15 protein-coding genes, 1 tRNA gene and 2 pseudogenes are annotated in these 16,548 nt (G+C 64.0%); 12 read left to right on the top strand and 6 right to left on the bottom strand.

Annotated elements, in window-relative coordinates:
• Nucleotides 1-244 precede the first annotated feature (244 nt).
• Together THIX_RS07685 and THIX_RS07680 are read left to right on the top strand one after the other, a co-directional pair.
• Nucleotides 245-1,471 carry a cation:proton antiporter gene (locus THIX_RS07685; protein WP_112485760.1) on the top strand — a complete coding sequence of 409 codons (1,227 nt, stop codon included), beginning with the start codon at nt 245-247 and terminating at the stop codon, nt 1,469-1,471.
• On the top strand, nt 1,468-2,592 hold the full coding sequence (locus THIX_RS07680) for a YbdK family carboxylate-amine ligase (RefSeq protein WP_112485759.1): 1,125 nt from the start codon (nt 1,468-1,470) through the stop codon (nt 2,590-2,592). Before THIX_RS07685 ends, THIX_RS07680 begins: the two co-directional genes overlap by 4 nt.
• A gap of 33 nt (nt 2,593-2,625) precedes the next feature.
• Here the strand turns inward: THIX_RS07680 and THIX_RS07675 are convergent, their stop codons facing one another.
• Nucleotides 2,626-4,449 (bottom strand): ATP-binding cassette domain-containing protein, encoded by a 1,824-nt coding sequence (locus tag THIX_RS07675; RefSeq protein WP_112485758.1) that lies wholly within the window; start codon nt 4,447-4,449, stop codon nt 2,626-2,628.
• A gap of 243 nt (nt 4,450-4,692) precedes the next feature.
• Between THIX_RS07675 and THIX_RS07670 the strand changes: the two genes are divergently transcribed.
• The 9 genes from THIX_RS07670 to THIX_RS07630 all read left to right on the top strand — a co-directional run bounded on the left by THIX_RS07670 (nt 4,693) and on the right by THIX_RS07630 (nt 12,773).
• Entirely contained in the window at nt 4,693-5,619 is a 927-nt protein-coding gene (locus tag THIX_RS07670) for a glycosyltransferase family 2 protein (RefSeq protein WP_112485757.1), read from the top strand.
• Nucleotides 5,619-6,425, top strand: coding sequence for a glycosyltransferase family 2 protein (locus tag THIX_RS07665; protein WP_112485756.1), 807 nt, complete (start codon nt 5,619-5,621; stop codon nt 6,423-6,425). The genes THIX_RS07670 and THIX_RS07665 overlap by 1 nt, the downstream gene beginning before the upstream one ends.
• A gap of 289 nt (nt 6,426-6,714) precedes the next feature.
• Nucleotides 6,715-8,031, top strand: a complete 1,317-nt coding sequence (tolB, locus tag THIX_RS07660) for a Tol-Pal system beta propeller repeat protein TolB (protein WP_112485755.1) — start codon at nt 6,715-6,717, stop codon at nt 8,029-8,031.
• A 187-nt stretch (nt 8,032-8,218) separates the two neighbouring features.
• A complete protein-coding gene (gene pal, locus THIX_RS07655) occupies nt 8,219-8,764 on the top strand; it encodes a peptidoglycan-associated lipoprotein Pal (RefSeq protein WP_199195249.1) in 546 nt (181 codons plus the stop codon).
• The gene (gene ybgF / locus THIX_RS07650) at nt 8,761-9,582 is read left to right on the top strand and encodes a tol-pal system protein YbgF (RefSeq protein ID WP_233224448.1); all 822 of its coding nucleotides are present in this window, start codon (nt 8,761-8,763) and stop codon (nt 9,580-9,582) included. Before pal ends, ybgF begins: the two co-directional genes overlap by 4 nt.
• Before the next feature lie 6 nt (nt 9,583-9,588).
• Nucleotides 9,589-10,320: a 7-cyano-7-deazaguanine synthase QueC gene (queC, locus tag THIX_RS07645; protein WP_112485754.1), complete on the top strand. Its 732-nt coding sequence runs from the start codon at nt 9,589-9,591 to the stop codon at nt 10,318-10,320.
• A 339-nt stretch (nt 10,321-10,659) separates the two neighbouring features.
• On the top strand, nt 10,660-11,775 hold the full coding sequence (locus THIX_RS07640) for a YeeE/YedE family protein (protein ID WP_112488243.1): 1,116 nt from the start codon (nt 10,660-10,662) through the stop codon (nt 11,773-11,775).
• A 54-nt stretch (nt 11,776-11,829) separates the two neighbouring features.
• Nucleotides 11,830-12,636, top strand: coding sequence for a ThiF family adenylyltransferase (locus THIX_RS07635; RefSeq protein ID WP_112485753.1), 807 nt, complete (start codon nt 11,830-11,832; stop codon nt 12,634-12,636).
• Nucleotides 12,637-12,697: 61 nt separating this feature from the next.
• Nucleotides 12,698-12,773 (top strand) — tRNA-Lys (locus THIX_RS07630).
• A gap of 20 nt (nt 12,774-12,793) precedes the next feature.
• Here the strand turns inward: THIX_RS07630 and THIX_RS07625 are convergent.
• A pseudogene (locus tag THIX_RS07625) lies at nt 12,794-13,036 on the bottom strand (tyrosine-type recombinase/integrase); the annotation flags it as partial.
• Between the two features lie 55 nt (nt 13,037-13,091).
• Here THIX_RS07625 and THIX_RS07620 point away from each other — a divergent pair.
• Nucleotides 13,092-14,129, top strand: a complete 1,038-nt coding sequence (locus THIX_RS07620) for an IS630 family transposase (RefSeq protein ID WP_112485751.1) — start codon at nt 13,092-13,094, stop codon at nt 14,127-14,129.
• A 4-nt stretch (nt 14,130-14,133) separates the two neighbouring features.
• Here the strand turns inward: THIX_RS07620 and THIX_RS07615 are convergent, their stop codons facing one another.
• From THIX_RS07615 to THIX_RS07600, 4 genes and pseudogenes are all read right to left on the bottom strand, one after another.
• Nucleotides 14,134-14,940: a tyrosine-type recombinase/integrase gene (locus THIX_RS07615; RefSeq protein ID WP_146748473.1), complete on the bottom strand. Its 807-nt coding sequence runs from the start codon at nt 14,938-14,940 to the stop codon at nt 14,134-14,136.
• 71 nt (nt 14,941-15,011) lie between these two features.
• A pseudogene (locus THIX_RS24790) lies at nt 15,012-15,152 on the bottom strand (helix-turn-helix domain-containing protein); the annotation flags it as partial.
• Entirely contained in the window at nt 15,146-16,099 is a 954-nt protein-coding gene (locus THIX_RS22935) for a replication initiation protein (protein WP_146748472.1), read from the bottom strand. The gene THIX_RS22935 and the pseudogene THIX_RS24790, both read right to left, overlap by 7 nt.
• Complete coding sequence (locus tag THIX_RS07600; RefSeq protein WP_146748471.1) at nt 16,096-16,533, bottom strand: hypothetical protein; 438 nt, start codon at nt 16,531-16,533, stop codon at nt 16,096-16,098. The genes THIX_RS22935 and THIX_RS07600 overlap by 4 nt, the downstream gene beginning before the upstream one ends.
• Between the last annotated feature and the right edge of the window lie 15 nt (nt 16,534-16,548).

Raw genomic sequence — 16,548 nt, 5'->3', positions numbered from 1 at the left:
AGCTCAGTTTTCATGAGGTTTGCAATTTTCCGGTGTTGAATGGGCGTGGCATGGCGGCTTCCTATAATCGTTTGGCTATCCGCGACGGCGCAGGCCGTCCGATGGCGCGTTGGTGGCCTCGATCCGGCGTCGATCTGACCGCGATCTGGCCTCGGTAACCCGCCATCAACGCGGTTCGCGCTCATCCCCGCGCCTTCGCCTTCGCCTGCGCCCTTGTCCGCCCCCCTCACGAGCCCCACGCCCGATGCCCGAATTCCACGTCCTGCCCCTGCTTGCGCTGCATGCCGACGGTGTGCTGTGGGTGGGCCTGGCGCTGGTGCTGGCCACGCTGATGGGGGAATCGGTCTTCCGCTTCCTGCGCTGGCCGCGACTCATCGGCTACACCGCCGCCGGGCTGGTCATCGCCGCCGGCGGCGGTGGCTTGCAGGCCCTGTCACTGCAGCCCAGCGCGCGCGCCATTGTGGACGCCGCGCTAGCGGTGCTGCTGTTCGAAATTGGCCACCGCGTCAATCTGCGCTGGCTGCGCGCCAATCCCTGGCTGGTGTTCATCAGCCTGGGGGAATGGGTGCTCAGCCTGGTGGCCATGTGGGTGGTGCTGGGGCTGCTGGGCCTGGGCGGGCTGCACGGCCTGGCCACTGCCGCCGCGCTGGCCTGCACCGCGCCCGCCGTGGCGCTGCGCCTGAGCGGGGAATTCAATGCGCGCGGCCAGGTGACCGAGCGCCTGCTGCTCATCTCCGCCCTCGGCACCATCCTGTCCATCCTGGCCGTGGGCGTGCTCACCGGCTGGCTGGGCGCGCAGGCCAGCGTGCAATGGTGGAACGCCCTGCTGCAGCAGGGCTACGCCATCGGCGGCGCGGTGCTGGCGGCAGCGATGCTGGCCTGGGCGGTGAACTGGGTGGAGCGCCATTTCGACTTCGCCGACGAAGGCGCCGCGCTGCTGCTGGTGGGACTGATCCTGCTGGTGCTATCCATCACCCGCATGCTGCATTGGTCCACCCTGCTCACGCCGCTGCTGGCCGGGTTGCTGCTGCGCGCCCGCAGCCAGCGCCCACGGGTCTGGCCGCGCCACTTCGGCACGGCCGGCGGCGTGCTGGTGGTGCTGCTGTTCCTCATTCTCGGCCTGAGCCTGAACTGGGCGGCGCTGGCCAGCGGCATGGCCATGGGGCTGGCGCTGGCCGGCGTGCGCGCGCTGGCCAAGCTGGCCGTGCCGCTGGCGCTGGGCAAACCCTCGGGCCTGAGCTGGCGGCAATCGACCGCGCTGGGGCTGGCGCTGAATCCGGCAGCCGGTGTGAGCTTCGTGCTGCTGCTCGACCTGGCGCAGGCCGTGCCGCAGTTTCCTCACTCGCTGATCGCCGCGGCCTTCGCCGCCATCGCCGTGCTGGAACTGGCCGGCACCTTGCTGGCACGCTGGGCGCTGGGGCGCTCGGGGGATATTGCAGCCGTGCGCAAGAAACCACAAGGATCGGCATGAGCCTGGGCCCGTTTTCGCAATCGGCGGCATTGAGCATCGGCATCGAGCTGGAGTTGCAGATCGTCAGCCGCCACAACTACGACCTCATGCCCTGTGCGCCCGACCTGCTGCGCCTGCTGGAAGGCCGCAAGCTGCCCGGGTTGGTGACGCCGGAGATGACCGAGAGCATGATCGAACTCTCCACCGGCATCTGCACCGGCTATGACGACGCGCTGGCCCAGCTCACCGAAATCCAGGGCGCGCTGGTAGAAGCGGCGAACAAGCTGGACGTGGGTCTGGCGGGCGGGGGCACCCATCCTTTCCAGCACTGGGCGCAGCAGCGCATCTTCGACAAGCCGCGCTTCCTGCAACTCTCCGAGCTGTACGGCTACCTCAGCAAGCAGTTCACCGTGTTCGGCCAGCATGTGCACCTGGGCTGCCCGGACGCCGACACCGCCCTCTACACCCTGCATTGCGTTTCGCGCTTCATTCCGCATTTCATCGCGCTGTCGGCCTCGTCGCCCTACGTGCAGGGCGAGGACACGGGCTTTCACTCGGCGCGGCTGAACTCGGTGTTCGCCTTCCCGCTCTCGGGCCGCGCGCCCTTCGCGCTGACCTGGGACGCATTCGAGCGCTACTTCGAGAAAATGACCGCAACCGGCGTGGTCAAGAGCATGAAGGATTTCTACTGGGACATCCGCCCCAAGCCCGAGTACGGCACCATCGAAGTGCGGGTGATGGACACGCCGCTGACCACACCGAAGGCCGCGCGCATCGCCGCCTACATCCAGACCCTGGGCCGCTACATCCAGACCGAGCGCCCCTTCACCCCGCAGGAAGACGACTACCTCGTCTACACCTTCAACCGCTTCCAGGCCTGCCGCTTCGGCTTCGACGGCACGTTCGTCGACCCCGCCACGCGCGAGCACCGCACCCTGCGCGAAGACCTGATCCGCACCATCGTCAAGCTCGAAGGCCACGCGGCGGAGCTGAAGTCCGACACCGCCCTGCGCGAACTGCTGGCCGACGTCGGCAACCGCGGCAACGACGCGCAATGGATCCGCGAAACCTTCAACCGCGAAAAGCACCTGCCCGAGGTGGTGCGGCAGCAATGCGGGCGGTGGATGGGCAGCGTCGGCTGATCCGCCGCGCCAGCACGCGAGCATCAGCCAAGGTCAATCGCGCCCGGCTGGCGTTGGCGCAGATGCTGGCGTTGGTGCCGACTGCGCAGCGAACTGCATGCGATGGAGTTGCGCATACAACCCTTCATGCGCCAACAGTTCGGCCTGCGTCCCAAGCTCCACCAAGCGCCCTTCGTCGAGCACGGCGATGCGGTCGCAATGGGCAATGGTGGCGAGGCGGTGGGCGATGACGATGGTGGTGCGGCCCTGCATCAGCCGGTCGAGCGCCTGCTGCACCAGGCGCTCGCTCTCGGCGTCGAGCGCGCTGGTGGCCTCATCCAGAATGAGCAGCGGCGAATCGCGGTACAGCGCGCGGGCGATGGACAGGCGCTGGCGCTGGCCGCCGGAGAACTGCGAGCCGTTATGCCCCACTTCGGCCCGCAGCCCGCCGGGCAGGCCACGCACGAAATCGGCCAGCGCGGCGGCCTCCAGCGCGGCCCAGGCACGGGCCGCGTCCACCGGCTCGCCGAAGCTGACGTTGATGCCCACGGAATCGTTCAGCAGCACCACGTCCTGGCCGACGTAGGCGATTTGCTGGCGCAGGCTGTGCAGGGTCCAGTCGCGCAGCGGCACGCCGTCGAGCAGCAAGCGGCCTTGGCTCGGCTCCAGCAGGCGCGGCACCAGGCGCATGAGTGTGGTCTTGCCGGCGCCGGAAGGCCCCACCAGTGCGAGGCTTTCACCCGCACGCACCCGCAGGCTGACGCCATCCAGCACCGGGCGGTCGAGCGCGCCGATGCGCACGGTCACGTCGTCGAACTCCAACTCGCCCTGCACCCGCTCCACCGCATGGCTGCCCGTGTCCAGTTCCTGCGGCGTATCGACGATGCCGCGCAGCCGCTCCAGCGAACTGAGCGCGCGCATCATCGGCTGCACGATGTCGGACACCCGCCGCAGCGGCGACAGCGTCATCAGCATGGCGGTGATGAAGGAGACGAAACTGCCGACGCTGTGCTGGCCCGAAACATCGCTTTGCCACATGGCGTAGACCATCACCACCGACACCGCCAGCGCCGACAGCCACTGCGACACCGGCGTGGTGGACGAGCCCGACACCAGCGTCTTCACCGTGGTGCGGCGCAGGTTCTGGTTGATGGCCTCGAAGCGCGAGGCGAACCCCTCCTGCGCGTTGTGCACGCGCACCACCGGGGCGGCCAACATGCCCTCCTCCAGCGCATACGACACCTCTTCGGCCGCGCCCTGCATCTGCGCATTCAGCCGTTTGGCACGGCGGCTGATGCCGCGCATGACGAACAACAGCGGCAGCAGCACCGCCAGGGTGAGCAGCGTGAGGCTCCAGTTCACCCACATCAAGTAGCCGAACAACGCCACCAGCGTCAAGCTGTCGCGCACCAGGGTGAGCAGCCCGGGGAAGATCATGCCCAGCGCCAGCTGCGCCTCGTACACCGCCGCGCCAATCAGGCTGCTGGCGCTTTCGCGCTGCAGCCCGGCAAGCTGCGCATGCACAATCTGCCCATACACCAGCGTGCGAACCCGCGCCAACACATTCTGCGTCAGCCACTGCGTGAGAAACTGCGAGGCCAACCACGCCAAGCCACGCACTGTGAACAGCCCGAGCAACACCGCCGGCACGGCCCACAGCGGAAAATCGCGCTTCGGCGTGAAGCCGACATCGAGCACATGCTTCATCAACGCCGGCAACACCGGCTCGGTCGCCGCGACGATGGCGGCGAACAACACGATGAGCAGTGCGGCCGAGCGGTTGCGAGGGTTGGCCGCAAAGAGGCGGCGAAGCAGATCCAAGGCGACTCGGTGATCCCACGGCGCCCTTTTGGCCAGGGGCGGATTGTTTGATTGCATAGAGTCTCGCGGTGATGGAAATACGCCCTTGCCCGGCCTTCGGGGCCATCTTTCTACCATACAGCCCATTGGCATCTTGATCCAGGCCCATGACCACCATCCAAGCCTTTCGTCCAGCGCAGCGCAGGTCTGGCACGGCACACCTTGACCCAGCCCTGATCGAGTGCTGCTGCACAGGCGAGTCCATCAGCATCCGACACTGAAAACGGCCCCTGGCAAGTTCCCATCCAACCCAAATCCTCCATGTTCAGCATCCTGATTCCGACTTGGAATAATCTTCCCTACCTGCAACTGTGCCTCGACAGCATTCGGCGGCACAGTTGCATGGAGCACGACATTCTGGTTCACGTCAATGACGGCTCCGACGGCACATTGGAGTGGGTTCGGGATCAGGGCATTGCGCACACGCATTCGACCGCCAACGTGGGCATCTGCCTCGCGGTCAATCAACTCGCCAGCATGGCGACTCGCCAGTGGTTGGTCTATCTCAACGACGACATGGTGTGTTGCCCCGGATGGGACGCGGCGCTGATCAACGCCATCGATCGCCAGCCGCACGATCTCGTCTATCTCTCGCCCACCATCATCGAGCCGCGCTCGAGCGTCAATCCACTCACCATCGTGCAGGACTTCGGTTCGACCGCGGAAACCTTCAATGAAGCCGCCATGGTGGAGCAGTTCGCATCCGATCCGCGTGGCGACAGACTCGGACAAGCTTCGCCGGTCAGCGTTGTGAGCAAGCGCTGGTGGCATATGGTCGGCGGCTACAGCATCGAATTCAGCCCAGGCATGGGTAGCGAAGACGACTTGATGATGAAATTCTGGGTTGCCGGTTGCCGCCACTATGCCGTGATTGGCGACAGCCGCATCTATCACTTTGCCTGCCGCAGCACGGGACGGGTGCGTCGCAACCACGGAGCGCGGACCTTTGTCACCAAGTGGGGCGTGACGCAGGGAGACTTCAAGCGCCGCTCGCTTTTACCCAGTGCGATCCCGCAAGTGCCTGCACAGCCCATGCCCCAGCCGACGCCGATGGGACGCCTCAAACGCGCCGTCTACGGCCTCGCTGGCAATTTCCCGCTGGGCGACCTTTCCGCCTGGGATGCGATGCCGGGCCAGCATCTTCAAGCTGAGCCCGCCCTCAGGACAACACCGATGGATGCCAGCTGATGCAGCCCTCAGACGTCAGCATCTCCGCCATCATCATCACGCGCAACGAGTCCAAAAATCTCGCTGACTGTCTGAGAGGACTCGGTTGGTGCGAGGAGATCATCGTGCTGGACAGCGGCAGCACGGACGACACACAGGAGCGTGCGCGAAGCCTGGGAGCACGCGTTGTCATGCGTGCGGACTGGCCCGGCTTCGGTCCGCAGAAAAACCGAGCGCTGGATCTTGCCCAATACGCGTGGGTCCTCTCGATTGATGCCGACGAGCGCGTGACGCCTGAACTGGCAGCTGAAATCCGCGCCATCATCGCCCGCCCTGACGCCGCGAATGCTTATTCACTACCCCGCCTGTCCAGCTATTGCGATCAGTTCATGCGCCATGGCGGCTGGTACCCGGATCGGGTGGTGCGTCTTTTCAGGCGCGGCACAGCGCGCTTTTCAGACGACATCGTCCATGAGTCCTTGCAAACCACAGGCAGGGTTGGCGAGTTGCGGCATGACCTCATCCACATCAGTTACCGATCGCTTGACGACGTCCTGGAAAAAATGAACCGCTACTCGACTGCGGGCGCTCACAAGGCTGCCGCAAAGGGCCGAACCGCAAGCTTGCTTTCGGCCTGGCTGCACAGTCGATGGGCCTTTTTACGCGCCTACGTTTTGCGCTTGGGTTTTCTCGATGGACGCCTGGGTTTTGTCCTGGCTTGCTCCATCGCCCATGAAACCTGGTACCGCCACCTCAAGCTCTGGCAGCTGACCAAGGAGAAGCCCCGCACTGTTGCTCCGAACACGCAATCTGAAACGCAAGATTGACCGCCTTGGGCCCTGCCTGTCGCCGACTCGCAGGGACAATCGTGGACGTATGCCTCCACACGACGCTCGGACCATCCCTTGGTGAAGCTCCGACTGGGGACTGTGCACAAGACCGCATGCGCTTTTCCCGGATTTCCAGTTGCATCCGATTACGCATCGCAGCCACAGGCCTACGTAAAATGCAATCGTCACCCTACGCCCGTGTTGCGACATTTGCGGCCTGCGCCTTTCACGACTGTCCAATGGCCCAGGCGCCAACACCCGATCACCCCGTCCGACACATGAAGCGATGAAGCGACGCCAATTCCTACTCAATAGCTTTTCCAGCCCCTGGTTGCGCTCCGTTGGTGCCACGGCTGCCACGCTGGGCCTGCCCGCGCTCGCCCAGGCCCAGTTCAAGATCGATGTTTCCGGCATCGGCGCCACGCAAATTCCCGTCGGGATTGCGCCGTTCAAAGGGCAGGACTCCTGCCCGCAGCCGATTGCCGACATCGTCCGCGCCGACCTCACGCGCAGTGGCCAGTTCCGCACCACCAACCTCGGCGGCGCCGTGCTCACCGAGCAGGGGCCGCCGAACTATGCGGCTTGGCGCACGCAGGCGCTGGAAGCCGTGGCCGGCGGCAGCATCACCCCCGAGGGGCCTAACCGCTGGATGATCCGCTTCCGCTTGTGGGACGCGGTGAAACAGGCCGACATGGGCGGCGAGATCTACCAGGTGGTCACGGGCGATCTGCGCCTGGCCGCGCATCGCATCGCCGACTTCATCTACCAGAAGCTCACGGGCCAGCGCGGCGTGTTCGCCACGCGCATTGCCTACATCAGCAAGGCCGGACAGCACAATTTCGCGCTGATCGTGGCCGATAGCGACGGCGAAAACGCCCGCACCGCGCTGCGCAGCCGCGAGCCGCTGCTCTCCCCTGCCTGGGCACCGGGCGGCGGCAGCCTGGCCTATGTGTCGTTCGAAACCGGCAAACCGGTCGTTTTCGTTCAAGACATTCGCAATGGCGCGCGCCGCATGCTGGCCAATTTCAAAGGCACGAACAGCGCTCCGGCGTTCTCGCCGGACGGCCGCACCATGGCCGTGGTGCTGACGCTCACCGGGCGTTCGCAAATCTACTTGATGCCGAGCTCGGGCGGCCAGCCGCGCCAGCTCATGCGCAGCGGATCCATCGACACCGAGCCGGTCTTCGCGCCCGATGGCAAGAGCATCTACTTCGTGAGCGACCGCGACGGCTCGCCGCAGATCTATGTGGTGGGTCTGGACGGCAGCGGCGTGCGTCGCCTCACGTTCAGCGGCGGCTACAACGTCAGCCCCGCCATCAGTGCTGACGGCAAGAATCTTGCTTACGTTTCGCAGCAGGGCAACAATTTCCAACTTTGGCTGCAAGACCTGGCTTCCGGCAACACCCGCCCCTTGGGCAACGGCACCGACGACGGGCACCCGAGTTTTGCCCCGAACGGGCAAATCCTGCTGTACTCTGCCCATGAAGGCGGGTCCGAGGTGCTGAAAACCGTGTCGCTGGACGGCAGCGTTCGCACCACGTTGGCCGCGGCAGGTCTGCAGGTTCGGGAGCCGTCCTGGGGTCCGTGGACGCCTGGCAATTGAAACCTCAAGCTCTGCGCGATCCGGTGCTGATCGATGTCTTGATGAGCGCACCCCCGCTTCGCCGCCCACCGTTGAATTCTTCCCGAATCCTCTGCAAAATTCATTGTTGCACCGCAGTTGTTGAACCACGTCTGACTCAAAACACCCTTTTCCATCACGCACAACCCTGACCTTTTGGAGAATCACGATGAACCAACGCTCTGCCCTTCTGCTCACGGCCCTCGCCGCAGCGCTCACCCTGGGCGGCTGCGCCTCGGGGGTGAAAATGCAACCGGCTCCTGTCGAATCCAAGACCGCTGCCCCAGTGAGCGGCACCGCGGGCGCCAACGCCCAGGGCGCCGGGCAAAGCCAAGTCGCTGCAGTGCAGGCACCGGCCGAAAACAACGCAGGCCCCGGCCCTGACGTGCCCAAGAGCGTGTTCTTCGCCTTCAACAGCTATGTGGTCGAGGGCAGATACCGCCCGGTGCTGGAAAACAATGCGCAGTACCTGACCGGCCACCCGGCCGCGCATGTGCAACTGCAAGGCAATACCGATGCCCGCGGCAGCCGTGAATACAACCTGGCGCTTGGCCAGAAACGTGCCGATGCGGTGATGAAGGGCATGGAACTGCTGGGCGTGAAACCCAGCCAGATGGAAGCCATCAGCTACGGCAAGGAAAAGCCCAAGGCGCTGGGCAACACCGAGGCTGATTACGCCGAAAACCGCCGTGTGGACATCGTCTACCAGAAATGATGCAGCACAACGCGATGGAAGCGCCCCGCCCTGCGGGGTTCGCCCGACTGCGCCGCGGGGCTCCGGCCCTGCTGCTCAGCCTTGGGCTCGGGCTGGCATGGCTGCCCCAGGCGCATGCCGACATGTTTCCCGACAACGAGGCGCGCCGCGCCATTCTGGATCTGCGCGGGCAGATTGCGCAAAACCAGCAGGCCAACCAGGCGCAATTGGCACAGCAAGCGCAGCAGATCCAGCAGATTCGCAGTTCGCTGCTCGATCTGGCGAATCAGATCGAGCAGCTCAAAACTGAAATCGCCCAGCTGCGTGGCCAGCAAGACACCACCACGCGCCAGCTCAACAACACCATCGCCAAGGTGGCCGCAAGCCAGAAAGACCTGAGCCAGCGCATGGCGCCGCTGGAACCGGTGGCGGTGCAGATCGGTGGCAAGAGCTACACCGTGCAGCCGGCTGAAAAGGCGGCTTACGAACAGGCGTTGGCGGCCTTCCGCAGTTCCGACTTTGCCGGGGCCGGTAGCCAATTCAAGTCGTTCCTGGCCCAGTATCCATCGAGCCCCTATGCCTCGGAGGCGCAGTATTGGCTGGCCAATTCCCTGTACGCGCAAAAGCAGTACAAGGATGCCGTCACGGCCTTCAACGGCCTCATCAACGGCTACCCGGGCAGCAGCCGCATACCCGAGTCCATGCTCGGATTGGCCAATTGCCAGGTGGAGTTGCGCGAAGTGCGTGCAGCCAGGCTCACGCTGCAAAAACTGGTGAACAACTACCCGCAGTCCGAAGCCGCGCAAGCCGCCAAGGACCGCTTGGCCAAGTTGCGCTGAAGGCGCATGGCTGAAGCAACAGCACCGGTGGCGGCCGGCACGCCCGCCGTGGTGTTGCTGTCGGGCGGCCTGGATTCAGCCACCGTGCTGGCCCAGGCGCGCGCCCAGGGCTTCAGCTGCTACGCCCTCTCCTTGCACTACGGCCAACGCCACAGCGCCGAGCTGGATGCGGCGCGGCGGGTGGCCCAGGCGCTGGGTGCGGCACGGCATGAAGTCATCCAACTCGATCTGGCGCGTTTCGGCGGCTCGGCCCTCACCGATACCGCGCTGCTGGTCCCCACTGAAGGCGCGCAGGGCGGCATTCCCATCACTTACGTGCCCGCGCGCAACACCGTGATGCTGGCGCTGGCCTTGTCGTGGGCCGAGGCGCTGGGGGCGCGCGATTTGTTCTACGGCGCCAACGCGGTCGATTATTCCGGCTACCCGGACTGCCGCCCCGAGTTCGTGGCCGCGTTCGAGCGTCTGGCCAACCTCGCGACCAAGGCCGGCGTGGAGGGCGGCCACATCCGCGTGCGTGCGCCCATCATCCGGTTGAGCAAGGCGCAAATCATCCGCGAAGGCCTGCGCCTGGGCGTTGACTACAGCCAGACCGTGAGCTGCTATCAGGCCGACGACCAGGGCCGCGCCTGCGGGCGGTGCGATTCCTGTCGCATCCGCGCCGCCGGCTTCGTCGAAGCCGGCGTGGCCGACCCCACACGCTACCAGTCTGCCGATCAACCCGCTCCACCTCGGTCCTGATCCTCACCAGCCTGCTGCTGCCTGAGGCGACGCTGAACAAGTTCCCGTGATGCAGCGCGCCTTGCATCGGGATGGGATGCAAGGCGCAAACCACAGCCATAGCCCAAGCTATGGCGCGGATGCGATGCGCACGAGGGACTTGTTCAGTGTCGCCCTAAGCCGATGCAGTCTTGAGTCGGGCTGAAACGGCAAAAGCATCCAGCCGGCATACCCTTGCAGACCCGAGTCGTTTCACCCGCATTGCAGCCGCGTGTGACAATTCCCGACTGCCATGCGGCAACGCAAGCAAACGGCCCCATCGCCACCCCGGATCATTCCGCACCCTTCATCAACATTGCCTTGCAAGACCTCTCCATCACCGCCCTCACCGCCACCGTACTGTGGTGGACGTTTTTCCTGAGCGTGGCCTTCGGTGCCGTCATGCACCGCACCCAGTTCTGCGCCATGGGCTCGGTTGCCGACATCGTCAATTTCGGCGACTGGACGCGCATGCGCATGTGGGCGCTGGCCATTGCCACGGCGCTGCTGGGCACCAATGTCCTGGCGGCTCTGGGTCTGATCAACACCGACCAGACCATCTACACCGCCAACCGCGTGCTGTGGCTCTCGGCCCTGCTGGGCGGGGTGATGTTCGGCTTCGGCATGGTGCTGGCTTCGGGCTGCGGCAGCAAGACCCTGGTGCGCCTGGGCGCGGGCAGCCTCAAGGCGCTGGTGGTCTTCGTCATGCTGGCCGTGGGAGCCTACGCCACGCTGCGCGGCATCACCGCCGAGTTGCGGGTCTATGGGCTTGATCGCGTCGCCGTGGCGCTGAATGGCGCGCAAGACCTGCCCTCGGTCCTGGCCCGGCATACCGCCATCGCCCGCCCCACCTGGCTGCTCGTCCTGGGCGTCGGCACGGCGTTGGCGCTCGGGGTATGGGCGCTGTGGCCGCGCGAGGCGCGCAGCCCGCGGCATCTGCTCGGGGGCATCGGCATCGGCGCGCTGGTCGTGGCTCTGTGGTGGGTGTCCGGCCACCTCGGCTTTGTGGCGGAAGATCCGCAAACGCTGCAGCACGCTTACGTTGGCAGCACCGGGAACCACATGGAGTCGTTCACCTTCGTCGCACCGCTGGCCTATACGCTGTACTGGTTCCTCATGTACAGCGACGCCAGCAATGTGCTGAGCATTGGCATCGTCTCGGTGTTCGGGGTCATCGCCGGCTCCGCGCTGCACGCGCTGGCCACCCGGCGTTTTCGCTGGGAAGGGCTGGCCGGAGTGGAGGACACGGCCAACCATATCGTCGGCGGCTTGCTCATGGGCATCGGCGGCGTCACCGCCATGGGCTGCACCATCGGCCAGGGCATCACCGGCGTGTCCACCCTGTCGATCACGAGCTGGATTGCCCTGGCCTCCATCATCGGCGGCGGGGTGCTGGGCGTGAAGTTCCAGGCCTGGCGGCTGGATCGGGCGTGTTGAACCACCCGCCTCGCTCGAAGCTGCGGCCCGTTATTCGCTGCGTTCATCCCTCCCATGTCAGCCCTGCCCTGCAGCGCCAATCTGCCCGACCCTGACCGCCGCTTCGGCGGCGTGGCGCGGCTTTACGGCGCGCAGGCCGCGGCCCGGATCCGCACGGCCCATATCGTCATCGTCGGCGTTGGCGGCGTTGGCTCCTGGGCTGCGGAGGCGCTGGCTCGCAGCGGCATCGGCGCGCTGACGTTGATCGATCTCGACCATGTTGCCGAGTCCAACATCAACCGCCAGATTCAAGCGCTCGACTCCACCCTCGGCATGGCCAAGGTCCGGGCGCTGGCATCCCGCATCGCCGACATCAACCCTGCGTGCAGGGTGCACGAAGTGGAAGACTTCGCCAGCCCCGACAACCTCGCCAGCCTCATCCCTGCGAACGCGCAAGCCCTGCTCGACTGCTGCGATCAGGCCCGCACCAAAGCCTCCCTGGCTGCACATGCGCTGCAGCACAAACTGGCCATCATCATGGCCGGCGCCGCAGGCGGCAAACGCCAACCACAGCAGGCGCAGGTTCTTGACCTGGCCGAGGTGCGCAACGACCCCCTGCTAGCCAAGGTGCGCTACCGCCTGCGCCGCGCCCATGGCGCACCGCGCAGTGGCCCCATGGGCGTGCCCTGCGTCTGCTCGGCCGAGCCCGCATTCATGGCAACGGCCGGCGATGGCAGTCAGGCCGGCCAGGCCCCGCAGGGCCTCAACTGCGCCGGCTACGGCTCCAGCGTCATGGTCACGGCCACTTTCGGCATGGTCGCTGCCAGCCTTGCGCTCGAAGCAGTCATGCAGCCGATGCGCCCTTTGAGTGAGCGCGCGTGAATTCCTCCATGCCAGACTTCCAAGAAACCGTCGCCTGGCCTTTGCTATGATTGATGGCTTTGGGTCGTTAGCTCAGTCGGTAGAGCAGCGGACTTTTAATCCGTTGGTCGCGTGTTCGAGTCACGCACGACCCACCAGTGAACATAGGCCTCTGGCATCATGCGTCAGGGGCTTTTTCATGCCCTTGTGCCGTAGATGTGCCGTCAAGAAGACCGGACAGTGCTTCGGCGTGGGGCGCTAGGTGCATTGGTGCAAGGTGCGCGTAACGACGAACCATGCTCGGAGTCTGCCAACCACCCATTTCCTGGAGGGCATAAAGCGGTGTTCCGCGTTGAGCGTGCCAACTGGCCCACGTGTGGCGCAAGTCGTGCCAGCGGAAATTCTCGATACCTGCACGCTTATAGATAAGGCCCCATAAAATATGAACTTTCTGCAAGCTTCTTGATCCATTGACCATGGAAAAAGAAAACGCAAGAAAGCAAACACTGGAGCAACTTCATGAGCGGCGCAAGCAAGTCGTGAGGTTGTACAAGCGGGGCATCAAGATCATGCAGATCGTGGACATGACGGGGCTGAGTTACCCGCCCGTTCGAGCGGCCATCGACTTGTACGAGGCCGGCGGCTGGAGCGCCATCCGACCGACTCGGCGGGGACGCGCCAGAGGCGACGGTCGGGTGCTCAGTCAAGCGCAAGAAGAGACGATCCAGCGCATGATCATTGACACGCGTCCTGAGCAACTCAAGATGGACTTTCACCTGTGGAGCCGCGCTGCGGTGATGCAACTCATTGAACAAGAGTTCGACATCAAACTGCAGGTGCGCAGCGTTGGAAAGTACCTCACCCGCTGGGGCTTTACGCCACAAAAGCCGATCAAGCGAGCCTACGAGCAAAGCCCCGCGGCGGTGCAGGCTTGGCTGGAGGGCGAATACCCCGCCATCGAGCAGCGCGCCAGGGCTGAGGGCGGGGAAATCCACTGGGGAGACGAAACCGCGCTGGTCAACACGGACGTGCGCGGCAGAAGCTTTGCCCCTGCGGGCAAAACACCGGTGGCGATGGCGGTGGGCGGGACGCGCCAGAAGCTCTCGATGATCGCCACGGTCACCAACCAGGGCAAGACCCGCTGGATGATCATCGACGAGGCGTTTGATGCCGACAAGCTGATCGAGTTCTTGCAGGCGTTGATCAAGGATGCAGGCAGGAAGGTGTTCCTGATTCTGGACAACCTGAGGGTGCATCACAGCAAGTTGGTGAAGGCTTGGGTGGCCTTGCATCACGCGCAGATCGAGCTGTTTTACCTGCCCAGTTACAGCCCCCAACTCAACCCTGAGGAGAGGCTCAACGCCGATCTCAAACAGGAAATGGGCAAACACGTGCCGGTGCGAACCAAGGCCAAATTACGCGAAGCTGCGAACGACCATATGGCGATGCTGGAACAAAACCCGCAGCGTGTGATGCGCTACTTCCAGGACCGGCGCGTTCGCTACGCTGCTTAATACTTCATAGGGCCGGAGCAATAACTGCTTCGCGCCATGCTCGGGTGTTGGCGTAGGCAATAGGTTCGCCGCGAAACGTGAACACTCTTTCAGGATGCTCGCCCTTGCAACGTTCCAGGATGCCCATTGCGTCGCCGTTCAGTGGCACGCCTATGCCCATCCCTGCCTTCGCCTCGTCGGGGTGAATCCAGGCCGTCTTGCGAGCCATATCGATCTGGTCCCACCGCAAGTCGCGCACGTTGGCCTGGCGCAACCCTGTCGCCAACGCAAACACGACCATATTGCGCTGATGCTCGGGCAGTTCAGCAAGCAGTCGCAGCGCCTGCTCCAGCGTGAGCCAGCGCACACGACGCTTAGGCTCAGGGTAAAGCGAAACCTTCGGGGCACGGTCGAGCCATTCCCACTCCAACCAGGCCTTGCGCAGAATCGCACGGATCAAAGCGAGGTAGCGATTAGCCGTCGAGTTGGATGACACGCCGGCCTTCTTGCCCGCAATCTCGGCGATTACTTCGCGGGTCAACGAGTCCAAACGTCGCATCGACAAGTGTGGCTGCAACCATCGCAGCTTGGCCTTGTCCTCAGCATAGGTGGCCTTGTGCGACGACTCTTCAAGCCATTTCAATGCGGCCTCATCCCAGGTGCGCACAGGCTTCTCGCCGAGCTTTGCAACGCGCCAGGCTTCCGCCTTCAGCTTGTCGTGCAGTTCTTGCGCCTGGGCTCTGTCTCCGCTGCAAGCAGACGTTCTAACGCGTTCGCCGCTTGGAGTGGTGAAATCGATCCACCAGATTTTTTTGCGTTTGTAGAGTGCCATGATTCGGGGCGGCGATAGCGCAGGGACGCCGAAACAGCCTGGGTTCGAGTTGGGTAAAGGGATCGCAGGTAGTCCGCCAGATCGGTTTCGATGAAGACCCATCGCCGCCCAACTTTGGCACCTGGAAGAATGCCAAGACGTGCGCGCTTGCTAACCTCCTGTGGGTGCAGTTTCAGGAAGCTGGATGCTTCGTCGAGCGACAAGGTCAGCATGCCGCACCGTGGAGCGCATCAAGGCGCGAATATGGGCCTGCGATGTCTAGGATGCCGCCTACGTAGCGGAATAATTCCGTTGCAACAAGACGGCCTCCGCTAAAGGACACCCGCCAGGGCGATTGCACGCAAACCCCCGTACTTCGTTCAACCAGTCCGACACGTTGGATTCGCACATACTGGTCGCCAATACCGGCGAAAGGCTTGAGCCATGCGGGCAGGTTGAACCACCGACGAACCTGGCGCCCGAATTGGTCAAGGCCGCCGCCGCCGTGAAGTCTGGCACCCTTCGGCAGCTGTGCATCAGAGTCGAACTTGCTGACGTACTTGACGAGGTAACCAACTGCGTTGCGCGCCCATTCGATCCGTGTGTGTCCATGAGGCCACCATCCTTGCTTGTCAGGTTTAGGGAGCGTGAGGCCACGTGGCAACCAAAGCAGCACGTGGTAATGAAGGGCGCCGCGCTGCTGGAGCTCAGCGACCCAGACATAGGGAAACGCATAGCCACGTCGTGCTAGCCAATGGCGGATGCGTTGAAGAAGGTCTGAGATATGACGCCGTTGCCAGCCATCCACGTCCCGATAGGTCAAAGTGAGCATGGCCGGTTTGAATCCGCGAGGACCAAGTTGGAACTGGATCATGCGTGCTGTAGTTAAAACAGACCGACGCATATGCTTCATGCGGCCCGCTTTCTCATCAATCTCAACAGACCGGAAAGCAGGCGTACCACTTGTTCCATAGTTGACAAGCCCAGGGGGCGGCGCCACGGCATGGTGCGAGAAGGCAACAGAAGAAGACCCGAAAAGAGCAGGAGAGAAGGCTCCGGCAGATGCCGAATGAACATCAAGAGGAAACGACCCCGCGCGAACGGGGGCGGTCGAGCCGCCCAGCGACCGCGCGGGGGTGGTCGGTGTGAACTCCGTCTGCTGGCTGCTGGAAGCCATCATGAGCACCCCTGCGAGTGTCCAAGCATGAGCCCCTGCAAGAGGGTGCGCTGCTGTGCTCCTAGCTCAATCTGTGGCACGAACCAGACGGAGCCGAGCTTGACGAAGGGCACGAACTGGAGACCGCCGAGCTCAACCATGGGCACAAGATCGTGACCGATGACATCGTGTAGCGGCACGAACTCCAACGCCATGAAATCGGCAAGAGAAAGCTGGTCAAGCTCGCCTGAGCCTGATGAGGCCACAGGCAGAAGCCGGTGTGCCCCTATGTCGAGTAGGAGAGAGAGCTGATGACCTCCAAGCTCAACTAGGTTCGCAAGCTCGATAGGGGCGCACTCAACCAGAGAAACAAGCACCTGTGATGAGATGTCGAACAGAGACACCAGGTGCAGATGAGCGTATGGTGCTGCGGATTCTGGAAATAGAGGGTTTTTCATGATCCCTCCACTTTA

The sequence above is a fragment of the Thiomonas sp. X19 genome (assembly GCF_900089495.1).
In the GTDB taxonomy this organism is placed as follows: domain Bacteria; phylum Pseudomonadota; class Gammaproteobacteria; order Burkholderiales; family Burkholderiaceae_C; genus Thiomonas_A.
This window is presented reverse-complemented; position numbering and strand designations above follow the sequence as displayed.